The sequence below is a fragment of the Streptomyces sp. NPDC093568 genome (genome assembly GCF_044764945.1).
Classification (GTDB): domain Bacteria; phylum Actinomycetota; class Actinomycetes; order Streptomycetales; family Streptomycetaceae; genus Streptomyces.
Window position 1 is genome coordinate 296699 of record NZ_JBIWJD010000009.1, and the last position, 15112, is coordinate 311810.

A 15112-nucleotide genomic window follows, 5' to 3' on the forward strand; every position below is an offset into this window, starting at 1 on the left:
TTGACGCTCCGATTCCCCCTCCCTATCTTGCCGTTCGAAGTGCTGATCAATGTCTGATATTTCGAACATCGAGCCGCGGAGTATCCATGTCACGCACGCGCCGGAGATACGGCACAGCCGCGACCGCCTTCCTGCTGGCGGCCTGCCTCGTCCCCACCACCGCCCACGCCGAGGACGTCACCGACTACTCCCTCACCGTCGACCCGTCCGCCCAGGGCGCGAAGATCGACGACACGATGTACGGCGTCTTCTTCGAGGACATCAACCGGGCCGCGGACGGCGGTCTGTACGCCGAGCTCGTGCAGAACCGGTCCTTCGAGTACTCCACCGCCGACAACGGCTCCTACACGCCGCTCACCTCCTGGAGTGTCGACGGCACCGCACAGGTCGTGAACGACTCCGGCCGCCTCAACGAGCGCAACCGCAACTACCTCTCCCTGGGCGCGGGTTCGGCCGTCACGAACGCCGGTTACAACACCGGCATCCGCGTCGAGCAGGGCAAGCGGTACGACTTCTCCGTGTGGGCGCGTGCCGAGCGCGGCACCACGCTGAGCGTCACCCTCAAGGACGCCGCCGGCGCGCTGGCGACCGCCCGCCAGGTGGCCGACAAGGGCGGCTGGGCCCAGTACAGGGCCACGTTCACCGCGACCCGCACCAGCAACCGCGGGCGCCTCGCCGTCGCCGTCACCGACGCGGCGGCCCTCGACATGGTGTCGCTGTTCCCGCGGGACACCTACAAGAACCAGCCGGGCGGCCTGCGCAAGGACCTCGCCGAGAAGATCGCCGCCCTGCACCCGGGCTTCGTGCGCTTCCCCGGCGGCTGCCTGGTCAACACCGGCTCCATGGCGGACTACAGCGAGGCCTCCGGCTGGCAGCGCAAGCGGTCCTACCAGTGGAAGGACACCGTGGGCCCCGTCGAACAGCGCGCCACCAACGCCAACTTCTGGGGCTACAACCAGAGCTACGGCCTCGGCTACTACGAGTACTTCCGCTTCTCCGAGGACATCGGCGCCATGCCGCTGCCCGTCGTCCCGGCCCTGGTGACCGGCTGCGGCCAGAACAAGGCCGTCGACGACGAGGCGCTGCTGAAGCGGCACATCCAGGACACCCTCGACCTCATCGAGTTCGCGAACGGACCGGCGACCTCCGAGTGGGGCAGGGTACGCGCCCGGATGGGCCACCCGAAGCCCTTCCACCTCACGCACATCGAGGTCGGCAACGAGGAGAACCTCCCGAACGAGTTCTTCGCCCGCTTCCAGCGGTTCCGCGCCGCGATCGAGGCCGCGCACCCCGGCATCACGGTCATCTCCAACTCCGGCCCGGACGACAGCGGCACGACCTTCGACACCGCCTGGAAGCTCAACCGCGAGGCGAACGTCGCGATGGTCGACGAGCACTACTACAACAGCCCCGACTGGTTCCTCCAGAACAACGACCGCTACGACTCCTACGACCGTGGCGGCCCGAAGGTCTTCCTCGGCGAGTACGCCTCCCAGGGCAACGCCTGGAGGAACGGTCTGTCGGAGGCCGCGTTCATGACCGGCCTGGAGCGCAACGCGGACGTCGTCAAGCTCGCCTCGTACGCCCCGCTGCTCGCCAACGAGGACTACGTGCAGTGGCGGCCGGACCTGATCTGGTTCAACAACCGCGCCTCCTGGAACTCCGCGAACTACGAGGTCCAAAAGCTCTTCATGAACAACGTCGGCGACCGTGTCGTCCCCTCGAAGGCCACCACCACGCCGGACGTCAGCGGCCCGATCGCCGGTGCCGTCGGCCTCTCCACCTGGGCGACCAGTGCCGCGTACGACGACGTGAGGGTCACCGCGGCGGACGGCTCGACGCTGCTGAGCGACGACTTCTCCGGCGACGCCTCGAAGTGGACGCACACGGGCGCGGGCAGCTGGAGCGTCCAGGACGGCCAGTACGTCCAGACGGACGCGGCGGCGGAGAACACCATGGTCTCGGCCGGCGACCCGTCGTGGCACGACTACGACCTGCATGTGAAGGCCACCAAGAAGTCCGGCAAGGAGGGCTTCCTCGTCGCTTTCGGCGTCAAGGACACCGGCAACTACTACTGGTGGAACCTCGGCGGCTGGAACAACACCCAGTCCGCCGTCGAGCAGGCCGTGGACGGCGGCAAGGGGACGCTGCTCACCAAGGCCGGGTCGATCGAGACGGGCCGCTCCTACGACATCGACGTCAAGGTGCGCGGCCGCCAGGTCACGCTGTACCTCGACGGCCAGGAGTGGGGCAGCTTCACCGACGACAAGCCGGCCGAGCCCTTCCGCCAGGTCGTCACCCGGGACGCCGCGACCGGTGACCTGATCGTGAAGGTCGTCAACGCACAGGCGTCGGCCGCCCGCACCGCCGTCGACCTGGGCGGCGCCAAGGTCGCCTCCCGGGCCCGGGTCACCACCCTGGCCGCCGACCGGGACGCGGTGAACACCGAGACGGACGCGCCGGTCACGCCCGTGACGTCGACCTTCACGGGGGTCGCCGACAGGTTCACGTACACCTTCCCGGCGAACTCGGTGACGTTCCTGCGGATCAGGCAGCGGTAGTTTCCGGGGGCCGGCTCGGAGCGGTGGCCTCGGCGGGCCCGGGTCCGGCCCGCAGGCCGTCGGCCGGCGTCGCTTGGGACGCATGAGCGGCGGGCCGGGGAGGTACTGGAAGAGGCGCGGCGGGCCCGCCCCGGCCGAAGGTGTGGGCGGGGCGGGCCCATCGGCCCTCGGTTGGGCCGGGTGGCCCAAGGCGGGGCGCCCGCCGTGGCTGCACGGTAGCGAGTACGCCCGTGCGGGAGTAAGCGTGTGAGGGGCGGCGCCTGCGCGGAGGTGCCGTCGCCCGATCGCCGGCCCGCCCGGCGGCACCGCCCGATGACCTGAATCGACGACGCCGGAGTCCTTCCATGTCCAAGGTCGACCACCGCAACGCCACCGCTCTCCACGACGACGAAGTGCGCACCCTGGACGCCCACTGGCGGGCCGCCAACTACCTGGCCGCGGGCCAGATCTACCTGATGTCGAACCCGCTGCTGACCGAGCCGCTCGCGCCCGAGCACATCAAGCCGCGGCTGCTCGGCCACTGGGGCACCTCGCCCGGCCTGAACCTCGTGTACACCCACCTCAACCGGGTGATCAGGGCGCGTGACCTCGACGCGCTGTGCGTATGGGGCCCGGGGCACGGCGGGCCGTCCGTGCTCGCCGGCTCGTGGCTGGACGGCAGCTACAGCGAGATCTACCCGGACGTCTCGCGGGACGCGCCGGGGATGGAGCTGCTGTTCCGGCAGTTCTCGTTCCCGGGCGGGGTGCCCAGCCATGTCGCGCCGGAGGTGCCGGGGTCCATCCATGAGGGCGGTGAGCTCGGCTATTCGCTGGCCCATGCCTACGGCGCCGCGTTCGACAACCCGGACCTGCTGGTCGCCTGCGTGATCGGGGACGGTGAGGCGGAGACCGGTCCGCTGGCCGCGTCCTGGCACTCGAACAAGTTCCTCGACCCCGTCCACGACGGAGCCGTCCTGCCGATCCTGCACCTCAACGGCTACAAGATCGCCAACCCGACCGTGCTGTCCCGGCTCCCCGAGGCCGAACTCGACGACCTGCTGCGCGGCTACGGCCACGAACCGATCCATGTCTCCGGCGACGACCCCGCCACCGTCCACCGGGCCATGGCCCGGGCCCTGGACGACGCGCTGGACCGGATCGCGCTGCTCCAGCGCACCGCACGCGAGGAGGGGATCGGCGAGCGCGCGCACTGGCCAGTGATCGTGCTGCGCACGCCGAAGGGCTGGACCGGTCCCGCCGAGGTCGACGGCCTCCCGGTCGAGGGCACCTGGCGCTCCCACCAGGTCCCGCTGCCCGGCGTACGGGAGAACCCGGAGCATCTGCGGCAGCTGGAGGCGTGGCTGCGCTCCTACCGGCCCGAGGAGCTCTTCCACCCGGACGGCCGGCCCGTGGCGGACGTGCTCGCCTGCGTCCCCGAGGGCACCCGGCGCCTGGGGGCCACCCGGCGCGCCAACGGCGGTCTCCTGCTGCGCGAGCTGCCCCTGCGGTCCCTGGACTCCTTCGCCGTACCCGTCGACAAGCCGGGCACGACCCTGCACGAGCCGACCCGGATCCTCGGCGCCCTGCTGGAACAGGTCATGAAGGACACCGGGGCACGCCGGGACTTCCGCCTCGTCGGTCCGGACGAGACCGCCTCCAACCGGCTCGAGGCCGTCTTCGACGCCAGCGGCAAGGCCTGGCAGGCCGAGACCCTTCCCGTGGACGAGCACCTGGACCGGCACGGCCGGGTGATGGAGATCCTCTCCGAACACCTCTGCCAGGGCTGGCTGGAGGGCTACCTGCTGACCGGCCGGCACGGGCTGTTCTCCTGTTACGAGGCGTTCGTGCACATCGTCGACTCGATGGTCAACCAGCACATCAAGTGGCTCAGGACGTCCAGGCAGCTGCCGTGGCGTGCGCCCATCGCGTCCCTCAACTACCTGCTGACCTCTCACGTGTGGCGGCAGGACCACAACGGCTTCTCCCACCAGGACCCCGGCTTCGTCGACCACGTCCTCAACAAGAGTCCCGAGGTCGTCCGGGTGTATCTGCCGCCGGACGCCAACACACTGCTGTCGGTCGCCGACCACGTCCTGCGCAGCCGCGACTACGTCAATGTGATCGTGGCCGGAAAGCAGCCCTGCTTCGACTGGCTGTCCATGGACGCCGCCCGCGCCCACTGCGCGCGCGGAGCCGGTATCTGGGACTGGGCCGGCACGGAGAACGGCACCGAACCGGACGTCGTCCTCGCCTGCGCCGGCGACGTCCCCACCCAGGAGATCCTGGCCGCCGCCCTCCTGCTGCGCCGCCACCTGCCGGAGCTGGCGGTCCGCGTGGTCAACGTCGTCGACATGACCCGCCTGATGCCGCGTGAAGAGCACCCGCACGGCATGACCGACTTCGAGTACGACGGCCTGTTCACGAAGGACAAGCCGGTGATCTTCGCCTACCACGGCTACCCGTGGCTGATCCACCGGCTCGCCTACAGCCGCACCGGCCACAAGAACCTGCATGTGCGCGGCTACCAGGAGTCCGGCTCCACGACCACGCCCTTCGACATGGTCGTCCGCAACGACCTCGACCGCTACCGCCTGGTCATGGACGTCATCGACCGCGTCCCCGGCCTCGCGGTGCGCGCGGCGGCCGTACGGCAGTCGATGGCCGACGCCCGGACCCGGCACCACGACTGGATCCGCGAGCACGGCACCGACCTGCCCGAGGTCGCCGAATGGACCTGGAACGCCTGACCGGCGAACGTCCTCGCACACGGGCGGAGCGACACCGCGGGGGATCGGTGCCGCTCCTGCCTCCACTCTCCCCCCGGCCACGGGTCTTGCCAAGGGACCACAGGTCCTCCGCACAGTTGGTTGCACGGCTGCCCGCCGACCGTCGATCCTCGTCAGGGCGTGATCGGCAGGGCGTGATCGGCCATCGCGACGCGTCCGAAATCCGATTGCATAAAACTGCGGCGAAACGTATAGTCATGCCGTCTAGGAGGAGGATCCCATGGCGGTACGTGCGGCAGTGGCCGGAGCGAGTGGATACGCGGGCGGGGAACTGCTGCGTCTGCTCCTGGCGCACCCCGAGGTCGAGATCGGCGCCCTGACGGGCAACTCGAACGCGGGACAGCGGCTCGGCGGCCTGCAGCCGCATCTGCCGCCCCTCGCCGACCGCGTGCTCCAGGAGACCACGGCCGAGGTGCTGGCCGGGCATGACGTCGTCTTCCTCGCTCTGCCGCACGGCCAGTCCGCGGCGGTCGCGGAGCAGCTCGGCCCGCAGACGCTGGTCGTCGACATGGGGGCCGACTTCCGGCTGAAGGACGCGGGCGACTGGGAGAGGTTCTACGGCTCCCCGCACGCCGGCACCTGGCCGTACGGCCTCCCCGAGCTGCCGGGTGGCCGCGCCGCGCTGGAAGGGGCCAAGCGCATCGCGGTACCCGGCTGCTACCCCACGGCCGTCTCCCTCGCCCTCTTCCCGGCCTACGCCGCCGGCCTCGCCGAGCCCGAGGCCGTGATCGTCGCCGCCTCCGGCACTTCGGGCGCCGGCAAGGCGCCCAAGCCGCATCTGCTGGGCAGCGAGGTCATGGGCTCCATGACGCCGTACGGCGTCGGCGGCGGTCACCGGCACACGCCCGAGATGATCCAGAACCTCAGCGCGGCCGCGGGCGAGCGGGTCTCCGTCTCCTTCACGCCGACCCTCGCCCCCATGCCGCGCGGCATCCTCGCCACCTGCACCGCGTCCGCCAGGACGGGGGTGACCGGCGAGTCCGTCCGCACCGCCTACGAGAAGGCCTTCGCCGACGAACCCTTCGTCCAGCTCCTCCCCGAGGGCCAGTGGCCGGCCACGGCGTCCGTCTACGGTTCGAACGCCGTTCAGGTGCAGGTCGCATTCGACGCCGCCGCGAACCGCATCATCGCGATCAGCGCCATCGACAACCTGACCAAGGGCACCGCCGGCGGCGCCGTCCAGAGCATGAACCTCGCCCTCGGGTTTCACGAGAACACCGGGCTTTCCACGATCGGAGTCGCACCGTGAGTGTCACGGCAGCCAAGGGATTCACGGCGGCGGGCATCGCCGCCGGGATCAAGGAGAACGGCAATCCGGACCTGGCCCTCGTGGTCAACACCGGGCCGCGCCGCGCCGCCGCGGGCGTCTTCACCTCCAACCGGGTCAAGGCCGCCCCGGTCCTGTGGTCCGAGCAGGTCCTCAAGAGCGGCCAGATCTCGGCCGTCGTCCTGAACTCCGGCGGCGCCAACGCCTGTACGGGCCCCAAGGGCTTCCAGGACACCCACGCCACCGCCGAGAAGGCCGCCGAGGTGCTCGGGCGCGGCGCCATCGAGATCGCCGTCTGCTCGACCGGCCTGATCGGCGTCCTGCTGCCCATGGACAAGCTGCTCCCCGGCGTCGAGGCCGCCGCCGCCCAGCTCTCCGAGCACGGCGGTGAGAAGGCCGCCATCGCCATCAAGACCACCGACACCGTCCACAAGACGTCCGTCGTGACCAAGGACGGCTGGACCGTCGGCGGCATGGCCAAGGGCGCCGGCATGCTCGCCCCGGGCCTCGCCACGATGCTCGTCGTGCTCACCACCGACGCCGACCTGGACGACGAGACGCTGGACAAGGCGCTGCGCGCGGCCACCCGCACCACCTTCGACCGCGTCGACTCCGACGGCTGCATGTCCACCAACGACACCGTGCTGCTGCTCTCCTCGGGCGTCTCGGGGATCACCCCCGGGTACGACGAGTTCGCCGAGGCGGTACGGCAGGTCTGCGACGACCTCGGTCAGCAGCTGATCCGGGACGCCGAGGGCGCCAGCAAGGACATCAAGGTCGAGGTGATCAACGCCGCGACCGAGGACGACGCCGTCGAGGTGGGCCGCTCCATCGCCCGCAACAACCTCCTCAAGTGCGCCATCCACGGCGAGGACCCCAACTGGGGCCGCGTCCTGTCCGCGATCGGCACGACGGCCGCCGCCTTCGAGCCCGACCAGCTCAACGTCGCCATCAACGGCGTCTGGGTGTGCAAGAACGGCGGTGTCGGCGAGGACCGCGAGAAGGTCGACATGCGCTACCGCGAGGTGCACATCGTCGCCGACCTAGCCGCGGGGTCGCAGAGCGCGACCATCTGGACCAACGACCTCACCGCCGACTACGTCCACGAGAACAGCGCCTACTCCTCATGAGCAACGCACCCGCGCGCAAGCACACCGCGCTTCCCAAGGCCCAGATCCTCATCGAGGCGCTGCCCTGGCTGGTCCGCCACAACGGCAAGACCGTCGTCATCAAGTTCGGCGGCAACGCCATGGTGAACGAGGACCTCAAGGCCGCGTTCGCCCAGGACGTCGTGTTCCTGCACCACGCCGGCCTCAAGCCGGTCGTCGTGCACGGCGGCGGCCCGCAGATCAGCGCCGCCCTCGACAAGCACGGCATCGTCAGCGAGTTCAAGGCCGGCCTGCGCGTCACCACCGAGGACGCCATGGACGTCGTACGCATGGTGCTCGCCGGACAGGTGCAGCGCGAGCTGGTCGGACTGCTCAACCAGCACGGCCCCCTCGCCGTCGGCCTGACCGGCGAGGACGCGCACACCATCACCGCCACCCGCCACCAGCCCGAGATCGACGGCGAGTTGGTCGACATCGGGCGGGTCGGCGAGATCACCGACATCGACACGGGCGCGATCGAGGCCCTGCTGGCCGACGGCCGGATCCCGGTCGTCTCGTCGATCGCCCGGAGCCAGGACGACCACCATGTCTACAACGTCAATGCTGATACGGCGGCTGCGGCACTCGCTGCCGCGCTGGGCGCCGAGACCCTCATGGTCCTCACGGACGTCGAGGGCCTCTACGAGGACTGGCCCCACAGCGACGAGGTGATCAGCCGCCTGACCGCTTCCCAACTGGAGAAGCTGCTGCCGGAGTTGAGCTCCGGCATGGTGCCGAAGATGGAGGGCTGCCTGCACGCGGTGCGCAACGGGGTGACCACCGCCCGCGTCATCGACGGCCGGGTCCAGCACTCGATCCTGCTGGAAATCTTCACCGACGAGGGAATCGGCACGATGGTCGTGCCGGACGCGCCAGAGGGGGACGCCGCATGACCGCCAATCAGGAGTACGCCGAGCGGTGGCAGGGCTCGCTGATGAACAACTACGGCACCCCGCGCCTCCCTCTCGTGCGCGGGGAGGGCCTGAAGGTCTGGGACGCCGACGGCAAGCGGTACCTCGACTTCGTCGGCGGCATCGCGACCAACGCGCTCGGCCACGCCCACCCGGCGATCGTCGAGGCCGTGAGCACCCAGATCGCCTCCCTCGGCCACATCTCCAACTTCTTCATGGCCGAGCCGACCCTCGCCCTCGCCGAGCGGCTGCTCCAGCTCTTCGGCCGCGACGGCAAGGTCTTCTTCTGCAACTCCGGCGCCGAGGCCAACGAGGCCGCCTTCAAGCTCGGCCGGCTCACCGGGCGGACCCACGTCGTCGCCACCGAGGGCGGCTTCCACGGCCGCACGATGGGCGCCCTCGCGCTCACCGGCCAGCCCGCCAAGCAGGACCCGTTCCGGCCGCTGCCCGCAGACGTCACGCATGTGCCGTACGGCGACGCGCAGGCGCTGGCCGCGGCCGTGACGGAAGAGACGGCTCTGGTGATCATCGAGCCGGTCCAGGGCGAGAACGGCGTCGTGGTCCCTCCGGCCGGCTACCTCAAGGCGGCGCGGGCGATCACCGCGGCCACCGGGGCCCTGCTGGTCCTCGACGAGGTGCAGACCGGCGTCGGCCGGACCGGGCACTGGTTCGCCTACCAGGCCCACGAGGGCGTTCTGCCGGACGTCGTCACCCTCGCCAAGCAGCTCGGCGGCGGACTGCCGCTCGGCGCGACGGTCGCGTTCGGGCGGGCGGCGGAGCTGCTCCAGCCCGGCCACCACGGGACGACCTTCGGTGGAAACCCGGTCGCCTGTGCCGCGGGACTGGCCGTCCTCGACACCATCGCGAACGAGGGGTTGCTGGAGAACGTCAAGCGGCAGAGCGAGAAGTTGCGCGACGGAATCGACGCCCTTGACCACCCGCTGATCGATTATGTCCGGGGCGCGGGCCTGCTCCTGGGTATCGTGCTCACCGAGCCGCTCGCCGCCCAGGTGCAGCAGGCGGCTCAGGACGCCGGTTTCCTGGTGAACGCGCCCGCCCCCGATGTCGTACGGCTCATGCCGCCGCTGAACCTCGCGGACGATGAAGTGGAGGCGCTTCTTCAGGGGCTGCCCGGCATCCTTGACGTGGCCAACGGGGACGGATGATCCGGGGATGAGACGACGATGAGTCAGGCGCAGGACGACGGGCACAACGGAGCCGGGCCTGCCGTGCCGCAGACCCGCACCGCACGCCACCGCCGGATCGTGGACATCCTCAACCGGCAGCCGGTGCGGTCACAGAGTCAGCTGGCGAAGCTCCTCGCGGACGACGGGCTGAGCGTCACCCAGGCGACGCTCTCCCGCGATCTGGACGAGCTGAACGCGGTGAAGATCCGCAACAACGACGGTGACCTGATCTACGCGGTGCCGAGCGAGGGCGGGTTCCGTACGCCTCGGGCGCCGCTCGGGGAGTCGGCCAAGGAAGAGCGGATGCGACGGCTGTCGCAGGAGTTGCTGATCTCCGCGGAGGCCTCCGCGAACCTCGTCGTCCTGCGCACCCCTCCGGGGGCGGCGCAGTTCCTGGCCTCGGCCATCGACCAGGCCGAGCTGCAGGACATTCTGGGCACCATCGCCGGTGACGACACGCTGCTGCTGATCAGCCGGAACCCCACCGGGGGGCAGGCTCTCGCCGATCACTTGCTGAGGCTGGCTCAGAACGGGCACTGAGCGGGGCGGCGGACGCGCCGCCGCCCCGCCCAGTGCCCGTGGGCGGGCGCACTCACCCGAGCCGAGCCGCCAGGCCCCCCGTGCATCGCACCTCGTCGCCCGCCGTGATCAGCAGAGCCTCCACGTCCGGCAGGGACTCCAGCCAGGTCAGGCCCTGACGTGAGCCCATGGCGAAGGCCGCCGTCGCCCAGCAGTCGGCCCAGGTGAGGCGAGGGCTCACCACGGTCACGGCCACCAGGTCCGTCACCGCGGAGCGGCCCGTGCGCGGGTCGACGATGTGGGCGCCGCGTTCGGCCGTGCCGGAGGTGGCCACCGCCAGTTCGGTGAGGCCGGCGGCGGAGATCACCGCCGCCAGCCCGCCGGGGCGCAGGGGGTCGGACACGCCCACACGCCAGGGGCGTTGGGGGCCCGGTGCGCCCAGGAGCTGCACATCCCCGCCACCGTTGACGCTGACGCCGCTCACGCCGGGGACCTCCGCGATGCGGCGGGCCGCCCGTTCGACCGACCAGCCCTTCACGATGCCCGTCGGGTCGAAGCGGCCCTCGTACGACGTGCTGAACCAGCCTTCGCTCAGCCGCTCCGCCTCGGCGCCCAGGTCGAGGACCTCGGTGACCTCCGGGTCGCACTCTTCGATGGTCAGCTCGCCGCGCGCCAGCCGGGAGATCTGGCTGTCGTCGCGGTAGGTGCTGAACACCTCGTCGACCCGGTGCAGCCCGGCGACCGCCTCTTCCAGCGCCGACTGCACGGCACCGGAGTCCCCGCCGCGGACGTCGAAGGAGACGACCGTCCCCATGACCTCCTCCGCCCGACGTACCGCGGCGGGAGCCTGTGTCGGTTCCGCCACCGTGTCAGCCACCGGCCTGGTCCAGCGCCGACTGGAGGGATTCCTTGTAGCCGGCGCTGGTGTAGGTGGCTCCGGAGACGGCGTCGATGTCGGCGCTGCCGGCTGCCACGGCGGCCTGGTTGAGCTTGGGTACGGCGTTGGCTGTGATCTGGTCGCTCTGGCCGCCCTTGGGTGCCTGGACCGTCTCGGCCTTGGTGATCTTCCCGCCGGAGACGGTGACGCGGACCTGGACCGGCCCGTACTGGGTCTGCGCGACGCTGCCGGTGACGGTCTTGGCCTGAGCGGCGCCCGAGCCCTGCGCACCGGAGCCCTGCGCCGCGCCGCCCCCGCCCGCCTTCGCCTTGTCGATCGCCGACTGGAGGGATTCCTTGTAGCCGGCGCTGGTGTAGGTGGCTCCGGAGACGGCGTCGATGTCGGCGCTGCCGGCTGCCACGGCGGCCTGGTTGAGCTTGGGTACGGCGTTGGCTGTGATCTGGTCGCTCTGGCCGCCCTTGGGTGCCTGGACCGTCTCGGCCTTGGTGATCTTCCCGCCGCTGACGGTGATGCGGACCTGGACCGCGCCGTACTGGGTCTGGACGGCCTCGCCGGTGACGGTGGCGGCCTGGGCGGCGCCCGAACCCTGCGAACCGGCGCTCGCCTTCGCCTTGTCGATCGCCGACTGGAGGGACTTCTTGTAGCCGGCGCTGGTGTACGTCGCTCCGGACACCGCGTCGATGTCGGCGCTCTGCGCGGCGACGACCGCCTGGTTGAGCTTGGGTACGGCGTTGGCGGTGATCTGGTCGCTCTGGCCGCCCTTGGGCGCCTGGACGGCCTCGGCCTTGGTGATCTTCCCGTTGCTCACGGTCAGCCGGACCTGCACGGCGCCGTACTGGGTCTGCGCCGCGTCGCCGGTGACCGTGCCGGACCCGGCCGCCTCGGCGCCACCCTGGGCCGAGGCCGCCGGCGGTGCCCCGACGCCCGCCGCCTGCGCGGAACCCGGGTCGGACGCCGGCTTCAGCGACAGCAGCAGCACGATCCCGGAGACCGTGGCCGCGCCGGCCAGCACGACCCGCCGGATGGGGTGACTCTTCCTCATGGCTTCTACAGCTCCCGAAGTCTTGAAGTCCCGTCGCTCACATCTCGAACGACTCGTGATGGATGCGGCGGGCGGGCACACCCGCGCCGCGCAGTGCTTCGTAGACGGACTGCGCGAAGCCGGCCGGCCCGCACATGAAAACGTCGTGCTGGTCGATGTCGGGCAGCTTCTGCTGCAACCGCTCCGCCGAGATGTCCGGCCGCTCGCCGTCGGGGCTGTTGACCGCGTACATCAGCCGGGCGCCGCGCTCGTCGGCGATCTTCGCCAGCTCGTCCCACAGCGCCAGGTCCTGGGTGCTGTTGGCCCGGTAGAGCAGGGTTATGTCACCGGAGGCGCCCGGCAGCGTCTCGAACAGGGCCCGCATCGGCGTGATGCCGACACCGCCCGCCACCAGCAGCACCTTGCCCCGGCTGCGCCGCTGGGCGGTCATGGCGCCGTACGGGCCCTCGGCCCACACCTTGGTGCCGGGCTTCAGGTCGCGCAGCCGGGACGTGTGGTCACCGATCGCCTTGACCGTGATCCGCAGCATGTCGGGGCGGGGCGCCGCCGACAGCGAGTAGGGGTGCGAACTGAACCGCATGCCGGGCGCCTTGAACCGCCAGCGGAAGAACTGGCCGGCCTGCGCGCCCATCCGGTGCAGCTTGCGCCCGCCGATCAGCACCGACACGATGCCCGGCGTCTCCTCGATGACCGCCTCGACGTACATCCGGTGCCGCAGGTTGAGGCGGATCGGCGTGATGATCCGGTACCAGACCACGGCCGCGGTCACCGCCCCGTACAGCCCGTACCAGAAGGTCTTCGCGGTGGGCTCCACGGCGAACTCGTTGCCGGTGGTGATCTGGTGCCAGAACGTCAGGAACACGGCCGCGTACGTCAGCAGGTGCACGTGGTACCAGGTGTCGTACGGGATCCGGCGGCGGATGCCCCCGATCGAGATGAACGCGATGAGGAACAGCAGCCCGGTGCCGATCGCCGCCTTGCCCATGTCCGGCAGCGTGTTGACCGAGTCGATCGTCTGCTGCGCGATGCCGCCGAGCGTCTTGCCGGCCTGGCGCGCGTACCCCCACATGATGAGGAAGACGTGCGCGATGACCAGGCAGACCGTGTACCGGCCGCTCATCGCGTGCCAGCGGGCGACCCGGTCCGAGCCGACCCGGCGCTCCAGCGCGGGCACCCGCGCCATCTGGAGCACCACGAGCGCCATCAGATAGCCGGCGAGCAGACCGGTGATCCGGCCCGCGGCGATGATCTTCGCCGTGTCGTCCGCGAGGGACGGGGTGTTGTCCCACCACAGCCACAGCACGGCCGCCGCGCCCGCCCATAGGGCGATCACCAGCGGTACGGCCGGGGAGCGGCGCGGACGGATGCGGCGCATCGTCTGGCGTCGGGCGGCACGGCCGCCCGCGAGCGTGGTGGTCACGGTTCCTCCGGGGACGGGAGCAAGGGGGGTGCGTGATGGGCGTGGTCCCTTGGCCCAGAGATACGTGCGGGGAGGTCCGTGTGTTCAGTGGTGCTCGATCAGTACCGGGTGATCGCCGTGGGCCCCTTCGCCGTGCCGATGGCGATGTGCGGCCTGCGCCCCGGTTCGGCCCACGTGAGGATCCGTTTCATCGCGTCCGCGGGGACCGACACACAACCGGCCGTCGCGCCGCGCCCCTTGACGTGGAGGAAGATCCCGGCGCCGCGCCGCTTCACCGGACGCTCGTAGTTGAAGCCGATGACCAGCGCGTGCGCGTACAGGGCGCCGTACGAGACCAGGTGCTCGGACTCGGTGCGCCGGCAGTCCCGGGCCAGGGGCTCCGACCACCGGTTGTAGGCGCGCGAGTCGTTGTCCTGGCACCACCAGGAGTCCTGGTGGACCCGGCGGTACTTGTACGTCGTCCCGCGCGGCGCCGCTTTGCTGCCGAAGGCGTACGGCAGTCCGTACAGCCCCGTCGGTGTCGTGTTGGTGCCCTGCTTGCGCCGGGCCCCCTCGACGAGCCCCTTCGCGCCGAAGCGGGCCGGCGCCGAACCGGTCCTCACCCAGCGTCCGCCGACCCGGTCCCACCAGGTGACCGTCCCGCGCGTAGAGCGGGCGTTCGGGGCCACGGCGGTGATCAGCTGGCTGCCGCCCCCGGTGTCGGCCAGCCGCGCGGGCAGCGGCCGAGGGGGCCCGCCGCCCGGCGCGGCGCCGAGCACGAGGAGGGACGCGGACGCGAGGGCGATCACACCGGGGCGCATGCCTCAGACGCTAGAGGGAGGCAGCGGCAACGGCAGCCCGGGCAGACCGTCCAGGCTGCTCGCGATGTACTCCTTCCGGGCGAAGTACGCGCTGAGCGAGTCGTCGTCCTCGCGGGCGAAGCGCTTGCCGTGCAGATCGCGGTCCTCGTCGTACGTCATCAGGGGGACCGCGTATCCGCAGGAGTCGCGGATGTGCTCGGCCCGCACGAGGACGATCGCCCGCAGGCCGTGAGGGGAGGGGTCGATGTCGGGGAAGTGCCCGAGCAGTTCCTCGAACCTCGGGTCGTCGCGGAAGACCGCCTCGCCGCGGCCGTGCACCCGCACGATGTTGGGCGGGCCCTGGAAGGCGCACCACATCAGGGTGATCCGGCCGTTCTCCCGCAGATGCGCGATGGTCTCGGCGTTGGAGCCGGCGAAGTCGAGGTAGGCCAGTGTGAGTTCGTCGAGGATGACGAACGAGCCCTTGAGGCCCTTGGGGGAGAGATTGACCGTGCCGTCGGCCGACAGGGGCGCGGTCGCGGTGAAGAACAGGGGCTGCTCCTCGATGAACGTGCGCAGCCTGCCGTCTATGCGTTCATAAGTTTTTCCCACGTC

At 70.8% G+C, this 15112-nt stretch carries 12 protein-coding genes; 7 read left to right on the forward strand and 5 right to left on the reverse strand.

Translation table 11 applies throughout. The features are described from left to right. Positions 1–86: 86 nt before the first annotated feature. The 7 genes from ACIRD7_RS32670 (at position 87) to ACIRD7_RS32700 (ending at position 10379) form a co-directional block, all read left to right on the forward strand. Positions 87–2561: an alpha-L-arabinofuranosidase C-terminal domain-containing protein gene (locus ACIRD7_RS32670; protein ID WP_403459242.1), complete on the forward strand. Its 2475-nt coding sequence runs from the start codon at positions 87–89 to the stop codon at positions 2559–2561. 344 nt (positions 2562–2905) lie between these two features. Next, on the forward strand, positions 2906–5287 hold the full coding sequence (locus ACIRD7_RS32675; RefSeq protein ID WP_403459243.1) for a phosphoketolase: 2382 nt from the start codon (positions 2906–2908) through the stop codon (positions 5285–5287). Positions 5288–5546: 259 nt separating this feature from the next. Next, the gene (gene argC / locus ACIRD7_RS32680) at positions 5547–6575 is read left to right on the forward strand and encodes an N-acetyl-gamma-glutamyl-phosphate reductase (RefSeq protein ID WP_403459244.1); all 1029 of its coding nucleotides are present in this window, start codon (positions 5547–5549) and stop codon (positions 6573–6575) included. Beyond that, positions 6572–7723: a bifunctional glutamate N-acetyltransferase/amino-acid acetyltransferase ArgJ gene (argJ, locus tag ACIRD7_RS32685; RefSeq protein ID WP_403459246.1), complete on the forward strand. Its 1152-nt coding sequence runs from the start codon at positions 6572–6574 to the stop codon at positions 7721–7723. Before argC ends, argJ begins: the two co-directional genes overlap by 4 nt. After that, the gene (gene argB / locus ACIRD7_RS32690; protein ID WP_403459247.1) at positions 7720–8634 is read left to right on the forward strand and encodes an acetylglutamate kinase; all 915 of its coding nucleotides are present in this window, start codon (positions 7720–7722) and stop codon (positions 8632–8634) included. The genes argJ and argB overlap by 4 nt, the downstream gene beginning before the upstream one ends. Then, the gene (locus tag ACIRD7_RS32695) at positions 8631–9818 is read left to right on the forward strand and encodes an acetylornithine transaminase (RefSeq protein WP_403459248.1); all 1188 of its coding nucleotides are present in this window, start codon (positions 8631–8633) and stop codon (positions 9816–9818) included. Before argB ends, ACIRD7_RS32695 begins: the two co-directional genes overlap by 4 nt. A gap of 18 nt (positions 9819–9836) precedes the next feature. Continuing rightward, on the forward strand, positions 9837–10379 hold the full coding sequence (locus tag ACIRD7_RS32700) for an arginine repressor (protein ID WP_403459249.1): 543 nt from the start codon (positions 9837–9839) through the stop codon (positions 10377–10379). A 52-nt stretch (positions 10380–10431) separates the two neighbouring features. On the opposite strand, the gene ACIRD7_RS32705 is transcribed toward ACIRD7_RS32700, so the two are convergent. From ACIRD7_RS32705 to ACIRD7_RS32725, 5 genes are all read right to left on the reverse strand, one after another. Beyond that, complete coding sequence (locus tag ACIRD7_RS32705; protein WP_403459250.1) at positions 10432–11172, reverse strand: FAD:protein FMN transferase; 741 nt, start codon at positions 11170–11172, stop codon at positions 10432–10434. A gap of 55 nt (positions 11173–11227) precedes the next feature. Then, positions 11228–12298, reverse strand: coding sequence for an FMN-binding protein (locus tag ACIRD7_RS32710; protein WP_403459252.1), 1071 nt, complete (start codon positions 12296–12298; stop codon positions 11228–11230). A 37-nt stretch (positions 12299–12335) separates the two neighbouring features. Further along, positions 12336–13718 carry a ferric reductase-like transmembrane domain-containing protein gene (locus tag ACIRD7_RS32715; RefSeq protein ID WP_403459254.1) on the reverse strand — a complete coding sequence of 461 codons (1383 nt, stop codon included), beginning with the start codon at positions 13716–13718 and terminating at the stop codon, positions 12336–12338. Between the two features lie 98 nt (positions 13719–13816). Next, positions 13817–14518, reverse strand: a complete 702-nt coding sequence (locus ACIRD7_RS32720; RefSeq protein ID WP_403459255.1) for a L,D-transpeptidase — start codon at positions 14516–14518, stop codon at positions 13817–13819. A gap of 3 nt (positions 14519–14521) precedes the next feature. Further along, positions 14522–15109 (reverse strand): pyridoxamine 5'-phosphate oxidase family protein, encoded by a 588-nt coding sequence (locus tag ACIRD7_RS32725; protein ID WP_403459256.1) that lies wholly within the window; start codon positions 15107–15109, stop codon positions 14522–14524. Between the last annotated feature and the right edge of the window lie 3 nt (positions 15110–15112).